Origin of the sequence: Sphingopyxis sp., assembly GCF_036261875.1 — a bacterium.
Taxonomy (GTDB): Bacteria; Pseudomonadota; Alphaproteobacteria; order Sphingomonadales; family Sphingomonadaceae; genus Sphingopyxis.
Genome location: NZ_DATAJZ010000036.1, coordinates 45,419 through 64,773, shown reverse-complemented (window position 1 = coordinate 64,773; position 19,355 = coordinate 45,419). Strand labels below are relative to the sequence as shown.

General features: G+C 65.8%; 20 protein-coding genes. 11 read left to right on the top strand and 9 right to left on the bottom strand.

The annotated features are described in order from the left end of the window. Window positions 1–56: 56 nt before the first annotated feature. A complete protein-coding gene (locus tag VHO04_RS16160) occupies window positions 57–254 on the bottom strand; it encodes a DUF1192 domain-containing protein (protein ID WP_329629260.1) in 198 nt (65 codons plus the stop codon). A gap of 131 nt (window positions 255–385) precedes the next feature. Between VHO04_RS16160 and VHO04_RS16155 the strand changes: the two genes are divergently transcribed. The 3 genes from VHO04_RS16155 (at window position 386) to VHO04_RS16145 (ending at window position 3,487) form a co-directional block, all read left to right on the top strand. After that, the gene (locus VHO04_RS16155; protein WP_329629282.1) at window positions 386–1,387 is read left to right on the top strand and encodes an NAD(P)H-quinone oxidoreductase; all 1,002 of its coding nucleotides are present in this window, start codon (window positions 386–388) and stop codon (window positions 1,385–1,387) included. Between the two features lie 320 nt (window positions 1,388–1,707). After that, window positions 1,708–2,343 (top strand): DUF1013 domain-containing protein, encoded by a 636-nt coding sequence (locus VHO04_RS16150; RefSeq protein WP_329629281.1) that lies wholly within the window; start codon window positions 1,708–1,710, stop codon window positions 2,341–2,343. 4 nt (window positions 2,344–2,347) lie between these two features. Continuing rightward, complete coding sequence (locus tag VHO04_RS16145; RefSeq protein ID WP_329629259.1) at window positions 2,348–3,487, top strand: MBL fold metallo-hydrolase; 1,140 nt, start codon at window positions 2,348–2,350, stop codon at window positions 3,485–3,487. 217 nt (window positions 3,488–3,704) lie between these two features. On the opposite strand, the gene VHO04_RS16140 is transcribed toward VHO04_RS16145, so the two are convergent. Further along, window positions 3,705–3,980 carry a hypothetical protein gene (locus VHO04_RS16140; protein WP_297664046.1) on the bottom strand — a complete coding sequence of 92 codons (276 nt, stop codon included), beginning with the start codon at window positions 3,978–3,980 and terminating at the stop codon, window positions 3,705–3,707. Window positions 3,981–4,123: 143 nt separating this feature from the next. Here VHO04_RS16140 and VHO04_RS16135 point away from each other — a divergent pair, with 143 nt between their 5' ends. After that, on the top strand, window positions 4,124–5,287 hold the full coding sequence (locus tag VHO04_RS16135) for a DUF481 domain-containing protein (protein WP_329629258.1): 1,164 nt from the start codon (window positions 4,124–4,126) through the stop codon (window positions 5,285–5,287). Here VHO04_RS16135 and VHO04_RS16130 read toward each other — a convergent pair. The 6 genes from VHO04_RS16130 to VHO04_RS16105 all read right to left on the bottom strand — a co-directional run bounded on the left by VHO04_RS16130 (window position 5,275) and on the right by VHO04_RS16105 (window position 9,757). Then, window positions 5,275–5,748 carry a VOC family protein gene (locus VHO04_RS16130; protein ID WP_329629257.1) on the bottom strand — a complete coding sequence of 158 codons (474 nt, stop codon included), beginning with the start codon at window positions 5,746–5,748 and terminating at the stop codon, window positions 5,275–5,277. The two genes, VHO04_RS16135 and VHO04_RS16130, sit on opposite strands and share 13 nt — an antisense overlap. Window positions 5,749–5,761: 13 nt before the next feature. Continuing rightward, entirely contained in the window at window positions 5,762–6,250 is a 489-nt protein-coding gene (locus tag VHO04_RS16125; protein WP_329629256.1) for a hypothetical protein, read from the bottom strand. Between the two features lie 146 nt (window positions 6,251–6,396). Next, window positions 6,397–7,920 carry a fumarate hydratase gene (locus VHO04_RS16120; RefSeq protein WP_329629255.1) on the bottom strand — a complete coding sequence of 508 codons (1,524 nt, stop codon included), beginning with the start codon at window positions 7,918–7,920 and terminating at the stop codon, window positions 6,397–6,399. A gap of 74 nt (window positions 7,921–7,994) precedes the next feature. Continuing rightward, window positions 7,995–8,804 carry a hypothetical protein gene (locus VHO04_RS16115; RefSeq protein WP_329629254.1) on the bottom strand — a complete coding sequence of 270 codons (810 nt, stop codon included), beginning with the start codon at window positions 8,802–8,804 and terminating at the stop codon, window positions 7,995–7,997. A 1-nt stretch (window position 8,805) separates the two neighbouring features. Then, on the bottom strand, window positions 8,806–9,270 hold the full coding sequence (locus VHO04_RS16110) for a Fur family transcriptional regulator (protein WP_257547785.1): 465 nt from the start codon (window positions 9,268–9,270) through the stop codon (window positions 8,806–8,808). Between the two features lie 52 nt (window positions 9,271–9,322). Continuing rightward, complete coding sequence (locus tag VHO04_RS16105) at window positions 9,323–9,757, bottom strand: MerC domain-containing protein (RefSeq protein ID WP_257547786.1); 435 nt, start codon at window positions 9,755–9,757, stop codon at window positions 9,323–9,325. 425 nt (window positions 9,758–10,182) lie between these two features. Between VHO04_RS16105 and VHO04_RS18865 the strand changes: the two genes are divergently transcribed. Further along, window positions 10,183–10,512: a septal ring lytic transglycosylase RlpA family protein gene (locus VHO04_RS18865; protein WP_414713128.1), complete on the top strand. Its 330-nt coding sequence runs from the start codon at window positions 10,183–10,185 to the stop codon at window positions 10,510–10,512. A 14-nt stretch (window positions 10,513–10,526) separates the two neighbouring features. Continuing rightward, complete coding sequence (locus tag VHO04_RS16100) at window positions 10,527–11,105, top strand: hypothetical protein (protein ID WP_329629253.1); 579 nt, start codon at window positions 10,527–10,529, stop codon at window positions 11,103–11,105. A 406-nt stretch (window positions 11,106–11,511) separates the two neighbouring features. Here VHO04_RS16100 and VHO04_RS16095 read toward each other — a convergent pair whose 3' ends face one another. Beyond that, entirely contained in the window at window positions 11,512–13,179 is a 1,668-nt protein-coding gene (locus tag VHO04_RS16095; RefSeq protein ID WP_329629252.1) for a long-chain fatty acid--CoA ligase, read from the bottom strand. 142 nt (window positions 13,180–13,321) lie between these two features. Here VHO04_RS16095 and VHO04_RS16090 point away from each other — a divergent pair, with 142 nt between their 5' ends. The 5 genes from VHO04_RS16090 (at window position 13,322) to bla (ending at window position 19,327) form a co-directional block, all read left to right on the top strand. Continuing rightward, window positions 13,322–13,858 (top strand): hypothetical protein, encoded by a 537-nt coding sequence (locus VHO04_RS16090; RefSeq protein ID WP_329629251.1) that lies wholly within the window; start codon window positions 13,322–13,324, stop codon window positions 13,856–13,858. Between the two features lie 27 nt (window positions 13,859–13,885). Then, window positions 13,886–15,754 carry an aminodeoxychorismate synthase component I gene (pabB, locus tag VHO04_RS16085; RefSeq protein WP_329629250.1) on the top strand — a complete coding sequence of 623 codons (1,869 nt, stop codon included), beginning with the start codon at window positions 13,886–13,888 and terminating at the stop codon, window positions 15,752–15,754. A gap of 115 nt (window positions 15,755–15,869) precedes the next feature. Beyond that, window positions 15,870–17,081, top strand: coding sequence for a pyridoxal phosphate-dependent aminotransferase (locus VHO04_RS16080; protein ID WP_329629249.1), 1,212 nt, complete (start codon window positions 15,870–15,872; stop codon window positions 17,079–17,081). Window positions 17,082–17,382: 301 nt separating this feature from the next. Beyond that, complete coding sequence (msrA, locus tag VHO04_RS16075) at window positions 17,383–18,048, top strand: peptide-methionine (S)-S-oxide reductase MsrA (RefSeq protein ID WP_329629280.1); 666 nt, start codon at window positions 17,383–17,385, stop codon at window positions 18,046–18,048. A 172-nt stretch (window positions 18,049–18,220) separates the two neighbouring features. Beyond that, a complete protein-coding gene (gene bla, locus VHO04_RS16070) occupies window positions 18,221–19,327 on the top strand; it encodes a class A beta-lactamase (RefSeq protein ID WP_329629248.1) in 1,107 nt (368 codons plus the stop codon). Window positions 19,328–19,355 lie beyond the last annotated feature (28 nt).

The window sequence follows — 19,355 nt, the reverse complement described above, 5'->3', positions numbered from 1 at the left end:
GGCGATAGCTGGAGATTGCTTCGTCGCTTCGCTCCTCGCAATGACAAGGAAACGGGCTACCCCTTCCGGAACAGGGCCTCGGCGTTCGCCTTGAAGCCCCCGGCGGCGGCCTTGTGCGCCTTCACGCGCGCGATCTCGGCCTCCAGCGCCACGATGCGCTCGTCGAGTTCGGCGACCGACAGCGGGTCGAGCGATTGGCGGGTCAGCGCGGCGAGGGCGTCGCCCTGGCGGCGGGGAAGGTCGTCATCGTCCATGGCACGTCCTTTCTCTCGCTGGTCCCTGCATATTATCCATAGATTTCCAAGGCGCGGACTGTTGACCCGACTCCGCTGGCTGTCAATAAGGCGGCCTGCGGGACCGAAAGACCAGTGGGGGAATGACGCGCGTGACCAGCCTGCCCGAAACCATGACCGCCATCGCGATCCGCGAGCCCGGCGGGCCGGAGGTTCTTGTGCCCGAAACGCGGCCGGTGCCGCGGCCGGGACCGGGCGAGCTGCTGATCCGCGTCGCCGCGGCGGGGGTGAACCGCCCCGACGTGCTGCAGCGCATGGGCTTTTATCCGCCGCCGCCGGGCGCGTCGGACCTGCCGGGGCTGGAGGTCGCGGGCACCGTCGTCGCGGTCGGGCCGGGCGGCGATCCCGAATGGCTGGGCCAGGCGGTCTGCGCGCTCGTCGCGGGCGGCGGCTATGCCGAATATTGCGCCGCGCCGGCGGGAAGCTGTCTGCCGGTGCCGAAGGGCTTTTCGATGGCGGAGGCGGCGGCGCTGCCCGAAACCGTCTTCACCGTCTGGCACAATCTGTTCGAGCGCGGCTATGTCCGCGAGGGCGAGACGGTGCTGATCCACGGCGGCACCAGCGGTATCGGCACGACCGCGATCGGCCTTGCGAAGCTGTTCGGCATCCGCACGATCGTCACCTGCGGCAGCGCCGCGAAATGCGACGCGGCGCGGGCGCTGGGTGCTGACCTTGCCGTCGATTATTCGGCCGAGGATTATGTCGAGGCGGTCAAGACCTTCACCGATGGTGCGGGTGTGAACGTCGTGCTCGACATGGTCGGCGGCGACTATGTGTCGCGCAACCTCGCCTGCCTTGCCGAGGACGGCCGCCATGTGACGATCGCCTTCCAGCGCGGTGCGAAGGTCGAGCTCGACATTTCGCAGCTCATGCGCCGCCGGCTGACGATGACCGGCTCGACGCTGCGCGCGCGCAGCACCGAGTTCAAGGCGCTGCTCGCCGACGAGCTCCACCGCACGCTGTGGCCGCGCCTCGCCGAGGGCGGCTGGAAACCCGCGATGGACCAGAGCTTCCCTCTCGCCGAAGCCGCCGCTGCCCATGCGCGGATGCAGGCGGGCGAGCATGTCGGGAAGATCGTGCTGACGGTGGGGTGAAGGCGCGCGGCGTCGAGATTGGACTTCTGCGTCTCATTTTTTCGTCATTCCCGCGAAAGAGGGAACCCAGAGCGGGGTCAGCCGACGCACGCTCTGGGTTCCCGCTTTCGCGGGAATGACGAAGCAGGGGGATGTCCGCTCCTGCCCATCGATCTCGCCGCCGCCCTTTCATCCCGAAACAAACTCCGAAACCCCGCTCTTGCTCCCTCCGCCAAACCGGCATATAGCCGCCGCCAATGTCCGGCCGCCCCGCGAGGGGCGGCCCTTATTATTTCCGCTTTTGGAGATTACCCATGGCCAATGCCAATCCGACCCCGCTGATGCCGCACGCGACCGCCGCCTGGCTGGTCGACAACACCGGCCTTACCTTTGCCCAGATCGCCGAATATTGCGGCATCCACATATTGGAAGTTCAGGCGATCGCCGACGAGACCGCGGCGACCAAATATACCGGCCGCGATCCGGTGCGCGCGCACGAGCTGTCGATGGACGAGATCGAAAAGGGGCAGAAGGACCCCGACTACAAGCTCAAGATGAGCGTGCAGGGCCAGGATACGATTCGCCGTACCCGCGGGCCGCGCTACACGCCGGTCAGCAAGCGCCAGGACAAGCCCGACGGCATCGCCTGGATCCTCAAGAACCATCCCGAAGTGTCGGACGGCGCGATCGGCAAGCTGATCGGCACGACGCGCAACACGATCAATGCGATCCGCGAGCGCAGTCACTGGAACAGCGCGAACATCGTGCCCAAGGATCCGGTGACCCTCGGCCTCTGCTCGCAGCGCGAACTCGACGCACTGGTCGCCAAGGCGGCGAAGAAGGCCGGGATCAAGGCGCCCGAGGACAACCGGCTGGAGGGCGACCGCGAAGCGCTGCTCGAGGAACTGCGCGCCGAGCGCACCGCCGCCGCCGAAGCGCGCGCGGCCGAGGATGCCGAAGCCGGCAACGAAGCCTGATCCGATGGCGGGCGCGGGCGACGACGATAATATCCCCGCGGCCAGCGGTTCTCCCGACGCATCGCTGACCCAGGACGACAGCTTCACCGCGACGAGCCACGCCGGCCTCACTTACCCGTGGGGCGAGGCGGCGCCGGGGGCGGGCGAGACGATCCGCATCGCCGATGGCATCAGTTGGGCGCGGCTGCCGATGCCGGGCTCGCTCGGCCATATCAATAGCTGGCTGCTCGACGACGCCGATGCGGCGGGCGAGGGGGTCGCGGTCGTCGACACCGGCATCTGCCTGACGATCTGTTCGGACGCGTGGAAGGCGCTCTACGCCGGCGCGCTTGCGGACAAGCGGATCACCCGCGTCTTCGGCACCCACCTGCATCCCGACCATATCGGCCTCGCCGGCTGGATCGCGAAGAAGCAGGGCGTCAAGCTGTGGATGACGCGCGGCGAGATGCTGACCGCGCGTACGATCGTCGCCGATACGAGCGAAACCACGCCCGAGGAGGCGCTGGTGCAGTCGCGCGCCGCGGGCTGGGACGAGGAAGCGATCGAGCGGCAGAAGGCGGAAGGCTGGGGCCGCTTCGGCATGATGGTCTTTCCGCTGCCGCGCAGCTATGCGCGGATCAAGGACGGCGACGTCCTCGACATGGGCGCGCATCGCTGGCGCGTCGTCACCGGGTCGGGGCACAGCCCCGAACATGCGTGCCTGTGGAACGAGCGCGAGGGCGTGCTGGTGTCGGGCGATCAGGTGCTGCCGCGGATCAGCTCGAACGTGTCGGTCAACATCACCGAACCCGACGCCGATCCGCTCGGAGAATGGCTCGCCTCGATCGACAAATTGCTCGCGACCATCCCGTCCGACGTGATCGTCTGCCCCGCGCATGGCGAGCCCTTCAAGGGGCTGCACGTCCGCCTGATGGCGCTGCGCGACGAGCATCGCATGCGGCTCTACAATCTCGCCGAAGCCGCCGCGAAAGCGCCGCTGCGCGCGGTCGACAGCTTTCCCTTGCTCTTCAACCGCCCGATCGGCAGCCACAATCAGGGCCTCGCCACCGGCGAAGCCTTCGCGCACCTCAAGCGGCTGGAGGTCGAGGGCCGCGTCAAGCGCGAGGATCGCGACGGCGTCTGGTGGTATCACGGCGTGGCGTGACGGATAATCTCATGCAAAGGCGCGAAGGCGCAAAGAAGAAGATATCTCACACAAAGACACAAAGAGGGTGCAAATCCGTGCTGGGGTAGCCTGCCGCCGCAGGCGGCCATTTCATGAAGGCGCTTCGCGCGGGGTTTGAACGGCGCCCGTTCGATGCACCGCCCTCTTCGTGTCTTTGTGTGAGCCCTTCTTCCTTCGCGCCTTTGCGTGAGGCAATCTATCGCGGCCGGTGCATGACCCAGCTGAACGCCATCGCGTTGAAGATGGTGTAGAGGCCATAAAGCAGCAGCCCGGTGAACCAGTTGCGCGTCGCGATCGCCATTGCGCCGACGAGCAGCAGATATTCGAAGACATAGGTGATGTTCGGTCCCGCGCGCTCGGCGAGCGGCCGGACCATCTGCTGGACCAGCGGATCGTCGCTTTCCACGAAGGCGCGATGCATCGCGAAATTGCCGATCCCGGCGCAGAAAATGGCGATGATCGCGATCCACATGGCTTTGCAAATGGGACCTTATGGGTGGAAATGCCAGCGGCTTTGCGGTTAAGGGGGGGCGCGGAGGTAGCGAAACCCTCCCATTGGACCAGAAACCGGCTCCCTGCCCTCCAGAGAAGGCCTCCCAGAGAAGGACCCGTTCGATGAGACAATCCGCGCGCCTCGCGGCCGCCTCTCTCCTGATGACCGCCGCGATCCCGCCGGCCCATGCCTCCGTGCCCGATCCGGCGCTGCCGTCGCTGGTCGTTCCGCTGACCGCGGGCTTGCTGGAGGAACTGCCGCGGCCCTTGCCCGATCCGGTGCGCGCGATGATCGATGCCGCGCTCGCGAGCGGCGAGCGCAAGGATATCGAAATCGTCGTGTCGCTGGCAAAGGCGACCAACCCCAAATCGGTGGGTGAAATCGAGGCGATTCTTGCCGCCTGGCAGGCACAGCACGAAAGCAAGCCGGAGCCCGACCCGATCCGGCAGATGCTGGCGGCGGCGATGGCGACCAGGAAGGACGGCGACGTCGAGGCGGTGGGGGCACTGGCGAAGAAGACCAACCCCGAACGGATCGCCGACATCGACGCGATGCTCGTCGATTATCGCGCCAAGCGGACCGCGGAGAAGAAAGCGGCGACCGAAGCGGCGCGCGCCAAGCTCGCCGCCGCGAAATTCTGGCAGAACTGGAAGGGCGAGGGACAGATCGGCGCGTCGCAGAGCAGCGGCAACACCAGCTCGACGGGGCTCAGCCTGGGGCTGGCGCTCAATCGCAAGGGGATCGACTGGGACCAGCGCTTTCGCGCCCAGGCCGATTATCAGCGGACGGGTGGCAGCACGTCGATGGAGCGCTATCTGGTCGAATATGAGCCGCAGATAAAGGTCAGCGACCGCGCCTTCGCCTATGGTCTGGGCCGCTGGGAGCGCGACCGGATTCTGGGTTTCGGCAACCGCTGGAACGCATCGGCGGGCATGGGCTATAAGGTGATCGCGAACAAGGCGATGACGCTGAACCTGAAGGCGGGGCCGGCGTGGCGCGAGACCGACTATCTGCCCGGCCGCGGACAGAACGAAAGCGAGCTGACCGGGCTCGCGGGGCTCGATTTCGGCTGGAACCTGTCGCCGACGTTGCGTCTGACGCAGACCGCCTCGACGATCGTCGGCCAGCACAACAGCGTCACCAGTTCGCTGACCGCGCTCAATGCGAAGCTGACCGGCGCGCTGTCGGCGCGCTTTTCCTATTCGGCCGATATCGATACCCGTCCGCCGCCGGGGATCGAGAAGGTCGATACGCTGACGCGCTTCACCTTGGTCTATGGATTCTGACCGTCATCAAATATCCCGGCGCCGCCGATCTCCTGTCCTTCGGCGAGCAGGCCGTTGCCGGGGACATGGTTGAATTCGACGCGGATGCCGTCGGGATCCTCGAACAGGATCGAATAATAGCCGGGCGCCCACGGCTCCTCCTGCGGGCCATGGACGATATGGATGTCGCCCCGGTCTTTCAGGAAATCGTGGATTCGATCGACCGCCGCGCGGTCGCGCATACGGAAGCACGCATGATGCAGTCCTGGTGCACCTTGATCGAAGCGCTTGCCGACATGATCGGGACCCGGCGGGCGGATGCCGATCGCGGTGCGGCCGCCGACGCCATAAAGCATATGCTCGCTGTCGAGCACTTTCTTGAGCCCGAGCCAGGTGATGACATCGCGCCAGAAGGCCGTCGAGCGCGCAAAATCGCCCGCAGTCAAAATGACGTGCGCGACGCCGTTGAGGTCTTCGGCCATGCTCCCTTCTCCTTCAGATCGGCCGGGCGCCGAGTTCGCGGCGCAGAAAGGCCAGGATTTCCTCGCGGTCCTTCGATCCGTCGCCGCCCACGCGCATCGCGGCGGCGCCCATCACCATCATCAACATCGGAATGCCGGTAAAGATCGCGCCGAACAGCAGCGTGCCGGGAACGAACCAGACGATCGCCGCGCCGACGATCACGAAGATCGAGAGGAAGCCGAACCAGATGTAAGGAAACAGCTGCCCCGCGGTCGATCGCCCGATCGCGCCGGTGATGCGCGTCCCGCCCGCATAGGGCTCCATCGAGGCTTCGAGTTCGGGCGCCATCGCATTCTGCACATTGCGGCGCGCATAGCGTAGTCGCATCACATATTGATCGCCGCTCCCGAACACCCGCGCCTTCGCGCCGTCCATGGGGTCGGCCATGATCGCCTTCAGCTTGTGCGCGATCGCTTCGGGCGAGAGAGGGGAGTGAAGATCGACCGCTTCGCTCTTTGCCATGGCGCTCTCCCTTGTAGCCCGGTGCCTAACTCGCTTTTGCAGGCCCGCATAGCGTCCTCGTCACCCCGGACTTGATCCGGGGTCCCGCTCAGCGACGGTGAAAGCGGGACCCCGGATCAAGTCCGGGGTGACGAAGATCAGAGAGGTTAGGCCTTCTCCAGCAACCCCTCGTCCTTGATCCGTTTCTGCCACACCAGCGGCGCGTTGACGTGGACGTTCTGGCCCTCGCTGTCGACCGCGACGGTGACGGGGAAGTCCTTGACCTCGAATTCGTAGATCGCCTCCATGCCGAGGTCGGCGAAGCCGACGACCTGGCTGCCCTTGATCGCCCGCGCGACCAGATAGGCGGCGCCGCCGACCGCCATCAGATAGGCGCTCTTGTGCTTCGCGATCGCCTGCGTCGCGGCGGGGCCGCGCTCGGCCTTGCCGACGCAGGCGAGCAGGCCCTGCTCCAGCATCATGTCCATGAACTTGTCCATGCGCGTCGCGGTCGTCGGGCCCGCGGGGCCGACGATCTCCTCGCCGACCGGATCGACCGGGCCGACATAATAGATGACGCGGCCCTTGAATTCGACCGGCAGCTCCTCGCCCTTTGCCAGCATGTCGGCGATGCGCTTGTGCGCGGCGTCGCGGCCGGTGAGCATCTTGCCGTTGAGGAGGATGCGGTCGCCCTGTTTCCAGCTTGCGACGACCTCGGGCGTCAGCGTGTCGAGGTCGACGCGGATCGCCGCCTTGTCGGGCGCCCAGTCGATCTGCGGATAATCGGCGAGCACCGGCGGTTCGAGGAAGGCCGGCCCGCTGCCGTCGAGCGTGACATGCGCGTGGCGCGTCGCGGCGCAGTTCGGGATCATCGCGACCGGCTTCGACGCGGCATGGGTCGGCCAGTCCTTGATCTTGATGTCGAGCACGGTCGCGAGGCCGCCGAGCCCCTGCGCGCCGATACCGAGCGCGTTGACCTTTTCATACAGCTCGACGCGCAATTCCTCGATCGGCGACGACGGTCCGCGCGCGAGCAGTTCGGTCATGTCGATCGGGTCCATCAGCGACTGCTTGGCGAGCAGCATCGCCTTCTCCGCGGTGCCGCCGATGCCGATGCCGAGCATGCCGGGCGGGCACCAGCCGGCGCCCATCTGCGGCACCATGTCGAGCACCCAGTCGACGATCGAGTCGCTGGGGTTGAGCATCTTGAACTTCGACTTGTTCTCGCTGCCGCCGCCCTTCGCGGCGACGTCGATATGCACCTTGTCGCCCGGCACCATCTCGACATTGAGGACCGACGGCGTGTTGTCCTTGGTGTTGACGCGGCTGAAGGCCGGGTCGGCGAGGATCGAGGCGCGCAGCTTGTTGTCGGGGTGGAGATAGGCCTTGCGTACGCCCTCATCGACGACCTGTTGTAGGCTGCGCGCGCTGTCGAGGCGGCAGTCCATGCCCCATTTGATGAAGACGGTGACGATGCCAGTGTCCTGGCAGATCGGCCGATGCCCCTCGGCGCACATCCGGCTGTTCGAGAGGATCTGCGCCATCGCGTCCTTCGCGGCGGGCGACACTTCGCGCTCATAAGCCGCGCCGAGCGCGCGGATATAGTCCATCGGGTGGAAATAGCTGATGTACTGGAGCGCGTCGGCGATCGTTTCGACGAGGTCGTCCTCGCGGATGATGACGGTGTTCATGGGTGCAGCCTTTCCCCCTTGTGGCAGGATTCGCCGGTCTCCCTAGACCCGCATCGCCGCGACGGGAAGAGGGGTCAGGACCGGCGCCGGCCGAAGGCCGGGCGCCTTGGCGCGGACCGGGCCGGACCGGGTTGCTGAAGCACCTCGGGCGGTTCGGCTTCGACCAACGGCCGCTTTTGCGCGAACGCGCGCCAGCTTGCGATCGCCGCGGTGCCGAGCAGCGCGATCCAGCCGCCGCCGGTCGCCGCGAGCAGCGTCCAGCCGTAGCGCGCGGGAAGGGCGATCGCCATCAGCGCGGGCACGCAGGCGACGATCACGAGCGTTCCCGCAAGCGTCCACCAGCGCCCGCCGAGCCGTGCCAGCGCCAGCCCGATCGCGACATTGGTGAGCGCGAGCAGGATGAATTTCGCGGCGACCGGATAAGGCAGGCTCGCCATCGCGGGCGAATAATCGCCGGCGGTGAAAGCCGCCTGGATATCGAAGAGAAGCCAATTCTCCCTTGCATCGCAGAGAGCCGCAAGGACGGGTAGCGCTGCGGCGAACGAGATGATCTTCAGCCCGGTCTCCCGCGCCAGCGCGATCAACCCGCAGCCGAGAAAGCCCGCGTAGAGCAGCATGTAGAGATAGTCGCGCTCGTTGCCCGTCCGCATCATCGCGAGGCGACCGACCTGCCGCGCGTCACTATCGGGACCGAATATGGCGATCAGATCGTCCTGACTGCCCGCGAATTCGAAGGCGAGGACGGGCGCGCCATAGCCCGGCTCGGCAGCGAAACTATCCTGCGGAAAGGTCTGGCCGAGCCACAAGCCGACCAGAATGACGCCGAAACCGAGGAACAGCGCCGCGCGCCACCAGCGTGCCGCCGGCAGCGCCGCCGCGCTCAACCTATTGGCACTCGGCGCATTTGCCGCGCACTTCGATCACCGGGCGTTCGGCGGCAAAGCCCGTCGCGTCGGCGGCGGCGCGGACGCCGTCGGAAATCTTGTCGTTGTCGATATGCACCGCGCTGCCGCAACTGTCGCAGATCAGGAAGATGCAATCGTGAAGGCAGCCCGGATGGCTGTTCGCGACGAAGGCGTTGGCGCTCTCGACCCGGCGGACGAGGTTGTTCGCGACGAACAGGTCGAGGATGCGATAGACGCTGTTCGGCGCGACGCGCTTGCCGCGCTTCTGCGACACGATGTCGGCGATCTCATAGGCGCTCGCGGGCTTGCCGATTTCGGCGACGGCGTCGAAGATCTGCGCGCGCATGTCGGTCCAGGCTTCGCCCGCGCCCTCAAGCGCGGTTTGCGCCGCGCTGGCGAGCGAGGCGCCGCTGGCCTCGATATGCGCATGATCATGCTTGCCCATGGCGATAATGTAGGCGCTTTGGGCGCGGCCCGCAAGTTGCGGGCAATGCGTATCAGTGGCGCGCGCGGCGGTTGAGATCGTGGCCGAGCGCGACGATCGCGACGCCGATCATCGTCGCCAGCACTTCGCTGCCGTCGTGCGGTCGCGCCAGCGCGCCCGCCATCATGCCGAGCCCGAAGCAGCCAACGCCGAAGGGCATCATATAACCGTGGCTGAGTACGCCGGAAACCAGCGTCACCAGCGCGAAACCGATCGCGATGGCGAGGCCGACCTCGTGGAAGAGATGGTTTTCGAGGAACACCCCGCCGACCGAGGCGATCGACGCGAAGAAGATCGTCGTCGCAAGGCAATGGACGAGGCAGAGCCCCGACAGGCCCATCGCAAGCTGGTCGCCCGACAGCGAGGTCAGCGGTCGCGAATCGCGCGCAGCCCGCACCATCGCGCCGAGGCGAGGCCATGCATGGCTGTGACTGGCGACTTGGGTCACCCGATTCTCCGTTGGTCCGACTGCGGGGCTGGATATGGCATAACATGACAGAGGTTACAATGTCTCATTGTAACAATTCATATCCCTCCTTCGTCATTCCCGCGAACCCGAGCGCACCTTCATTATAGCTTGGTCGGTGCGCGGTTGCGCGGTGTCGTTGACAAAGTCGAATGCCCATTAGTGAGTCATGCAGCGTGGTATGAACCTCGCCGCGTTTTTCGCCGGAATGTGGCACGATCTTGCCGACGAGCGAGCGGATGCCCGCCTATTGCTGTGACTGGTGCAAAGGGTCTTGGCAGCATTATCTGGCGAGTTAGAAAAAGAGCCCTCGATGCCATTAATGGAAGTGGAAGGCAGCAAAATATTTTCCCGTCAGGCACGTCAGCAAATACAAGATCAAGGCCGACTGCTCTGGTGTAGCGACAATGTATGGAGAAACGATCAAAGGAACGCCCGACCAGTTTGCAGGGCAAAGCACTACGAATGGTGAGAAGATGGATCCGAATGCAATGACTGCAGCAAGTGTTAGCCTCCGCGACGGCGCCGGGAATCTGCCGCGAACTCCCCTCATCGGAATGGGCACTACCCTTGTTGTTTCGTTGAATTCTGACCCCAGTAAAAGCGTCGTTGTTCGGATTAATGACACTAGTCCACTTCGCCCGAGTAGAATTCTGGACCTGATCCCAGCAGCAATGAAGCCGCTCGCCGGCAAGGCATATAATGAGGTCGCGGCAAACGCGTACGATTGCAAATGAAGAGGCGCCTCAAGATGATCCGAGTTGCGATTCTTCCTCTTGCCATGGCACTGTTAGCCTGCACTCATGATGAGCCGATCGGCGCGAACGAAAGCCTCAAATTTCCTAATGAAGAATGCTCTACGCAACCCGCCGAGCGTGTGGGAAAGCTGGGCTGCAAGTTTCTGGGGCGGCCTGATGGCATTCCGACCTATTCACTATTTCTCGGGAAACCGGATCGTCAACTGCTCATATTTGACCGATCTATTGAGGTTTATCCGGAGCCTTCTGGCAAAGGAATCGCTGTAAATAGTTACGAAGGAAGCAATTTCACAGACTGCTACGTATTATGGGATAAAAATATATTAAATAAAAGAAATTATGTTTCAAAGTATTGGGAATCAGAAGATAAATTGGAAAATGGCCCAGGCATTGTTTTGCGAGATTCGGACCACAGGTACTTTACATGCTCCAAGTGGATTGGCGGGTCTTTGAAGGTTTCAGCCAGATGGGAGAGGTCGGACGGTTCCTATTTGGTAGGCGAAGCGGAGCTTTCGCCAACGGGTAAGTTAAATGGCTTGACCTATCGCGTTGATGCCAGTGAAGCCCAATAAGCTGGATGGCCAGAGAGGCGCTTCGACGGAAGAGAAGGGGTGTGTGCCCCGAGTGTAAGAAATTTGCGCTAGCACTCAGATGCCATGTGAGCCGCGGGTGAATTGACATCCTTCCGATCCAGTCGGGGCTATTCTGATCTTTCGTCGTCGCCGTGGAAGGAAGCTCCGCGTGCGCAGACCGGCTTCCAGTATGGAGCTATGACCTCTACTTCGATCCTGCTAACCGATGCCACGAGGCAGGCGCGCTGTCATACATTCTTCTCTGCCGTAGCCCTCGCCGCTACCGCCATCTTTTGGCTCTGATCGATGAGTCCTAACCCTAAGACGGGCCAGATTGAGGCACAAAACGGGACTTTTATGCTTGGCTCAAATGGTGACTTCCAGCGAGTTATAATGACGAGGTTTGTCAGGCCTCCGCCTCCGCCCGCAGCGCCTTTCGGTCGAGCTTGCCGATCATCGTCTTGGGCAGGCTCGCGCGCACCTCGACGGCGCTCACCCGCTCATGCTTGCCGAGCCGGGCGTTGAGCCAGTTCTTCAGCGCTTCGCCGGACACTTCATAGCCTTCCTCCAGCGTCACGAACGCCTTGGGCGTCTCGCCGCGATAGGCGTCGGGGACGCCGAGGACGATCGCTTCCTTGACCGCGGGATGCTCGTGGAGGTGCGCCTCGATCACGCTCGGATAGACTTTGAAGCCGCCGACCGCGATCATGTCCTTCAGCCGGTCGACGATGCGGATATAGCCGTCGGCGTCGATCGCCGCGACGTCGCCGGTGCGCAGCCAGCCGTCTTCGGTGAAGCTGTCCTTGTCGGCTTCGGGCCGGTTCCAATAGCCCTGCATGATCTGCGGACCCTTGACCGCGAGTTCGCCCGCTTCGCCCGGCGCGGCGTCGCTGGTGGGATCGTCGCGGCCCAGCAGGCGGATGCGCGTCGCGGGGATTGGCTGGCCGATCGTGCCGGGCTTGACCGGGCCGTCATAGGGGTTGGTCGCGACGACCCCCGAACTTTCGGTGAGGCCATAGCCCTCGACGAGCGAGGCGCCGGTCGCCGCGATGAATTTCTCGCGCAGCTCGGCGGGCATCGGCGCGCCGCCCGAGATGCAGACGCGCAAGCTGGAGAAGTCGGTCTTCGCGAGGTCGGGATGATCGAGCAGCGCCTGATACATGGTCGGGACGCCGGGCAGCGCGGTCGCCTTGGTCCGCGTGATCGCCGCGAGCGCCGCCTTGGCGTCGAAGCGCGGCAGCATCGTGATCATCCCGCCGTTGAGGACCGTGCGATTGAGGACGCAGGTGTTCGCGAAGACGTGGAAGAAGGGCAGCACTCCCAATATGCGGTCGCCGGCATCGTGATCGGGGTCGATCGCGTTGACCTGCCGCGCGTTGGCGGTGAGATTCTGGTGGGTCAGCTTCGCGCCCTTCGGCGTTCCGGTGGTGCCGCCGGTATATTGGATCAGCGCGACGTCCTGCTCCGCGTCGATCGCTACCGGATCGGGGCGCCCGTCGTTGGCAAGGAGCGCCGAAAAGCGGATGATGCGCGGATCGGCGGGCAGCGCGGCGACCTCTTTTGTCTTGAACAATCGGTAGAGGACCGACTTCGCGGGCGGCAGTCCGCCCGCGATCGAGCCGACGACGAGATGCTTGAGGCTCGATCCGTCGAGGACCGCGAGCGCGGTCGGCAGCAGCGCCGCCGCGCTGAGCGTGACCAGCGTGTCGGTGCCCGAATCCTCGACCTGCGCCTCCAGTTCTGCGACGGTATAGAGCGGCGAGAAATTGACCACCGTCGCGCCGGCGGCGAGCGCGCCATAATAGGCCGCGACATAATGCGGAACATTGGGCAGGAAGAGCCCGACGCGGCTTCCCTTGCCGATCCCGCGCTGCTGCAATCCGCGCGCGACGCGCGCGACGCCGTCCGCGACCTCGGCATAGGAAAAGCGGCGCCCCATGAAATCGAGCATCGGCGCGTCGCCCTTGCGCGCGGCGCTCGCCGCGAGCATGTCGGGAAGCGAGAGCGGAGCGAACGGCTGATCCCATGGGGTCGGATGGCGATAATCGTGCGACCAGTCATGGGGGCTGTTCATTGCCGGGATTCGTCCTTTCGCGCTCGTTACTGACATCACTTTAAGCAGCGCCGCCGCATATCGCAATCGGGGGCCCCCCCACGCTTGCGGCGCGGCGGCGTGGCGGCTAGGCAGGATCGTCTTTCTCGCCAGGGGTTGTTCCATGCCGCAGCAGATTTCGCGCTTCGCCGCACCGCTCGTCCTCGTCTCGATGCTCGTTGCCGCTCCGGCAACCGCAAAGGACAAGGAGCCGCCCGCGCGTCCCGCGCAGATTCAGGAGCTTTACGCCTGCCGCGACATCGCCGACCCGACGGCGCGTCTGGCCTGCTTCGACCGCGAGGTCGGCGAATTGTCGCAGGCCGATCAGGCGCGCGAAATCGTCTTCACCGATAAGGAAACCGCAAAGAAGACGCGCCGCGGCCTGTTCGGCTTTTCCTTTCCCAAGCTCGGCGGGATTTTCGGCGGCGACGATGACGAGATCAAGGAAATCGACACGGTGATCCGGTCGGTCAGCGTCGACCGTTCGGGCAAATATACGCTGGTGATGGAGGACGACGCGGTGTGGACGCAGATCGATACCACCGCCTTGCCGCGCCAGCCGAAACCGGGCCAGAAAATCCACATCAAGACCGCGACGATGGGCAGCTATTTCGCGACGATCGAGGGCGGCCGCGCGATCCGCCTGAAACGCGACCGCTGATCGGAGCCTGCCCCTCGGGGGTCGATGATGGCAGGCGAAAGCGCGATTCCGGTGCCGGGCCTCGGCGGTCCGCCCTTCGTGCTGCTCGACGACGCGCGCGCCGAAGGCGCGGCCCCGGCGCGGCTGTTTCGCAGTCCGGTGGAGATCGTCGCGGCGCATTCGGCGCGTGAAATACCCGCCCTGCTGGCGACATTGGAGGCGGCGCGGAAGCGCGGGCTGCACGCTGCGGGCTTTCTGGCTTATGAGGCCGGGAAGGGGCTGGCGCCCGCGTGGCGCGGTGCGCCGGGTGCCGCACGGGACGGTGATCTGCCGCTCGGCTGGTTCGGCCTGTTCGAGACGGTCGAGCGGATCGCGCCCGACGCCGTCGCCGCATGGCTTCCCGACCCCGCCGCCGTCTGGGTGGGCGCACCCCGACCGCGCATCGATCGCGCCGACTATCTGGCCGCGGCCGAACGCGTGCTCGCTTATATCCGCGCGGGGGACATCTATCAGGCGAACCTGACCTTCCGCGCCGATGTGCCGCTGCTCGGCGATCCGCTCGCCGTTTATGCGCGGCTGCGGCGCACCGCGCGGGCGGGCTATGGCGGTTTCTTGTGGACCGGCGAGCGGGCGGTCGCTTCGCTGTCGCCCGAGCTTTTCTTCGCGTTGCGCGAGGGGCAGGTGATGGCGCGGCCGATGAAGGGAACCGCCGAACGGCGCGCCGACCCCGACGCCGATGCCGCGGCGGCGCGCGAATTGGCCGAGGATCCCAAGCAGCGCGCCGAGAATCTGATGATCGTCGACCTGATCCGCAACGACCTGTCGCGCGTCGCGGCGCCGGGAACGGTCGCGGTGCCCGAGCTTTTCCGCGTCGAGAGCTTTCCGACGATCCACCAGCTCGTCTCCGACGTGTCGGCGGCGCTCCCTGATGGGGCGGGAGCGGTCGATGTGCTGCGCGCCGCCTTTCCCTGCGGGTCGATCACGGGGGCGCCGAAGGTGCGCGCGATGGAGATCATCGACGCGCTGGAAACGGAGCCGCGCGGGCTCTACACCGGCTCGATCGGCTTCATCGAAGCGGGGGGCGGCGGCGCCTTCAACGTCGCGATCCGGACATTGGTGTTTCCGCACGGGGACTTGCGGGACGGCGCAGCTTGCGCCACGCGCCCCTTGCAGGAAAGCGTGGCTTGCGCCACGCTGGGCCTGGGGTCCGGAATCGTCGCCGACAGCCAGCCGGCGGAGGAATGGCGCGAATGTCTGGCCAAGGGGGAATTTGTGAGCGTAGCGGGCGAAAGCTTCGACCTGATCGAAACGATGTTCTTCGATCCCGTCGAGGGCGTCCAGCGGCTCGAAGGCCATCTGGCGCGGATGAAGGCCAGCGCCGCAGCGCTCGATTTCCTGTTCGACCGGCACGGCGCGCGCAACAGCCTGCAATCGGCGACCTTCCGCCTGCGCAGCGCGGCGCGGGTGCGGATGCGGCTCGCGCGCTCGGGCGCGCTCGCGGTCGAGGTGTCGCCGCTGCCGCGGCTCGCCGAACTGCCGGTGCCGGTCGCGGTCTGCCCCGCGCCGATGGCGCCGGGCGATTTTCGCGCCCTGCACAAGACGAGCCTGCGCGCACCCTATGACGCGGCGCGCGTCGAACGGGGCACCGCCGAGGTCGTGTTCGTCGACGAACCGGGCTTCGTCACCGAGGGAAGCTGGAGCAATATCTTCGTCGAACGCGACGGGCTGCTGCTGACGCCGCCGCTGGCGCTCGGGCTGCTTCCGGGCGTGCTGCGCGCCGAGCTGATCGAGAAAGGCCGCGCGGTCGAATCGCACCTGCGCCTCGCCGATCTTGCCGGCGGCTTCTTCCTCGGCAATTCGCTGCGCGGCCTGATCCCGGCGCGGCTGGCGGACGGCGCGGCCGCCGCGATAGGCTGAGCTTCGCCCTGCATAGGTAAATTATCCCATGCCGCGCTTGCGAATTGCGGATGGAAGCTCTAGGCGCGGCCCCGCGCAATTTCCTGTCCATTTGCTCGCGAAGGACCGCCTCTCCATGTCGCTGAAGCCGCATACCTCCGCCGCCCTCAACCGCATCCAGCCCTCGGCGACGCTCGCGATGACCGCACGCGTGACCAAGCTGAAGGCCGAAGGCGTCGATGTGATCGGCCTTTCCGCGGGCGAGCCCGATTTCGACACCCCCGATTTCGTCAAGGAAGCGGCGATCGAGGCGATCCGCAACGGCCAGACCAAATATACGCTGGTCGACGGCACGATCGCGCTCAAGGAAGCGATCCGCGGCAAGTTCCGCCGCGACAACGGCCTCGACTACGGCCTCGACCAGATCACGGTCAACGTCGGTGGCAAGCATACGCTCTTCAACGCGCTGGTCGCGACGGTTGATGCGGGGGACGAAGTGATCATTCCCGCGCCCTATTGGGTGAGCTATCCCGACATCGTCGCTTTCTGCGGCGGGACGCCAGTGATCGTCGAAGGCACGGCGGCGCAGAATTACAAGATCACCCCGGCGCAGCTCGACCAGGCGATCACGAAGAAGACGCGCTGGGTGATGTTCAACTCGCCGTCCAACCCGTCGGGCGCCGCTTACGCGCCCGAGGAACTCGACGCGATCGGCGAGGTGATCCGCCGTCATCCGCACGTGATGGTGATGACCGACGATATGTACGAGCATGTCTGGTACGCCGATTTCGCCTTCTCGACCCTCGCGCAGCGCTGCCCCGACCTCGCCGATCGCATCCTGACCGTGAACGGCTGTTCGAAGGCCTATGCGATGACCGGCTGGCGGATCGGCTATGCCGGCGGTCCGGCCTGGATTATCAAGGCGATGGGCAAGCTCCAGTCGCAGTCGACTTCGAACCCCTGCTCGATCGCGCAGGCGGCGGCGGCGGCGGCGCTCGGCGGGCCGCAGCAGTTCCTCGACGACCGCAACGCCGCGTTCCGGAAGCGGCGCGACATGGTGGTCGCGATGCTCAACGATGCGCCCGGTCTGTCGTGCCCCGTCCCCGACGGCGCCTTCTATGTCTATCCCGACGCGAGCGGCTGCATCGGCAAGAAAACCCCTTCGGGCCACGTCATCGAGAATGACGAGATGCTGATCGACTATTTCCTCGACGCCGCGCGCGTCGCGGCGGTGCACGGCGGCGCCTTCGGCCTGTCGCCGGCGTTCCGCGTTTCCTACGCGACGTCCGAAGCGGCGCTCAAGGAAGCGTGCGTGCGCATCCAGCAGGCCTGCGCGGCGCTGAGTTGACCCTTCTCCCCTCCCGCCTGCGGGAGGGGGCAAGCTGAACCTCGCACAACCATCCGGTTCACCCTTCGGTAAGCCCTCGTCCCTATAGGTGATCGCCATCACTGCACGGCGGCAAGGGGCGCGCCATATCGTTCGGTGTAACCAGGGCGGCATCGCCCGCGAAACGATAAACATGACAAGAGGCTCCCATGCTGACCATGATTCGCTCCGACTGGTTTCCGACCATGCTCGCCGGCTTCGCCATCGGCGGGCTGATCGTGATGCTCCAGCATCCGGGGCTCGCGCTTCCCTTGTAATGCCGATGCGGCGCGCGTTCGCCGCGTTGCTCGCGGCACCGCTTCTCGCGCAATGCGCGCCCGCGCAGGCCGAGAATGTCGTCAAGCTGCCCGCCGCCGCCTATGACCCTGCGGTGGGCGCGAAGCGCGCCACCGCCGTGCTCGCCGGGGGCTGCTTCTGGGGCGTCGAGGGCGTCTTTTCCAACGTCAAGGGCGTGATCTCGGTCGAAGCGGGCTATCACGGCGGCAGCGCGGCGACGGCGAAATACGAACTGACCCACGACGGCAGCTCTGGCCATGCCGAGGCGGTGCGGATCGTCTATGATCCCACCAAGGTCAGTTATGGAACCTTGCTGCGCGTGCTGTTCTCGGTCGTTGCCGACCCGACGCTGAAGAATCGGCAGGGCCCCGACGCCGGATCTCAATATCGCGCCGCGATCGTGCCGATGGATGCGGCACAGCGGCAGGTCGCGACCGCCTATCTCGCGCAGATCGGCAAGGGCGGCTATTATGCCAAGCGGCTCGTCGTCCCGATCGAGGCCTATAAGCGCTTTTATCCCGCCGAATCCTATCACCAGAATTTCATGCGGCTCCACCCTGCGAATCCCTATATCGTCCGCTGGGACGCGCCCAAGCTCGCGGCGTTGAAGCGGCTGTTCCCAAGCCTCGTCCGCGGGACTCCCGCCCCCTGATCGCTGCCGCCCCGCCGCTCATCGCGCCTGCGGAATCGTTCGTCGCAAATCGCTGGCCCGCCGCCCGTGGCTGCGGGAGCAGGGGGGCGGCCAAAAGGGTCGGGACAATATAGACGGTCGCCGCCGCGGGGTTGGAATGAAGTTACGGTTTTCGGGCAGGTCGCTGCTCGGCATGACGATCGGCGCGACGTTGCTCGCAGGATGCGTCAGCGGCGCGGCGCTGGTGCCGCCGCCGCCACGCCAGGCGCAGCCCGCGCCCCACGCTCCGGGCGCGGTCACCGTTCCGATCGGGGAGCCGGCGCGCTCGTCGGCCCCGCCGCCGCGCGGCACGCTCGATCCCGGCTTCCGCCGTCCCGCGCCGGGCCTCAATGATCGTATTGCTTCGCTCTGGCGCGCCTTTCCCGGCAAGACCGGCATCGCGGTCCAGCGCATCGACGGCGAATGGGCGATCGCGCAGCGCGGCACCGACCTCTTCCCCCAACAGAGCGTATCGAAGCTGTGGGTGGCGATGAGCATCCTCGACGCGGTCGATAGCGGCCGGATCAGCCTCGACCAGAAGGTCCGCATCGGGCCCGAGGATCTGGTGGTCTTCCACCAGCCGCTCGCCGCGCGCGTGCGCTCGGAAGGCAGCGTGACGATGAGCGTGCGCGACCTCATCGAAACCGCGATCACCCACAGCGACAATCTGGCGAACGACAGCCTGCTGCGCACCGTCGGCGGACCCAGTGCGGTGCGCGCCTTCATCGCGAAGAAGGATCTGGGATCGATCCGTTTCGGCCCCGGCGAGCGGCTGCTGCAAAGCGGCACCGCGGGGCTGACCTGGCAGCAGAGCTATTCGATCGGCCGCAATTTCTATACCGCGCGTGCGGCGTTGCCGATGGCGACGCGCCAGGCGGCGATGGACAAATATCTCGCCGACCCGGTCGACGGCGCGAGCCCCGCGGCGATCGCGAGCGCGCTGACCCGCCTTGCGCGCGGCACCTTGTTGTCGCCCGAATCGACCGACTATCTGCTCGGCGTGATGACGCGGACGCACAGCGGGCCGAAACGGCTGAAGGCCGGTCTGCCCGCCGGCTGGCAATTCCTCCACAAGACCGGCACCGGCCAGGATCTCAATGGCATGACTGCGGGCTATAACGACATCGGCATCGCCACTGCGCCCGACGGCACCCGCTATGCGATCGTCGTGATGCTGGGCACCACGACCGCGTCGATCCCGCAGCGCATGGCGCTGATGCAGGCGGTGTCGGGCGCGGTTGCCGAATTCCACGGGCGATAGGCGTTCTGCGGGGTTTGTGGTCTTGCCG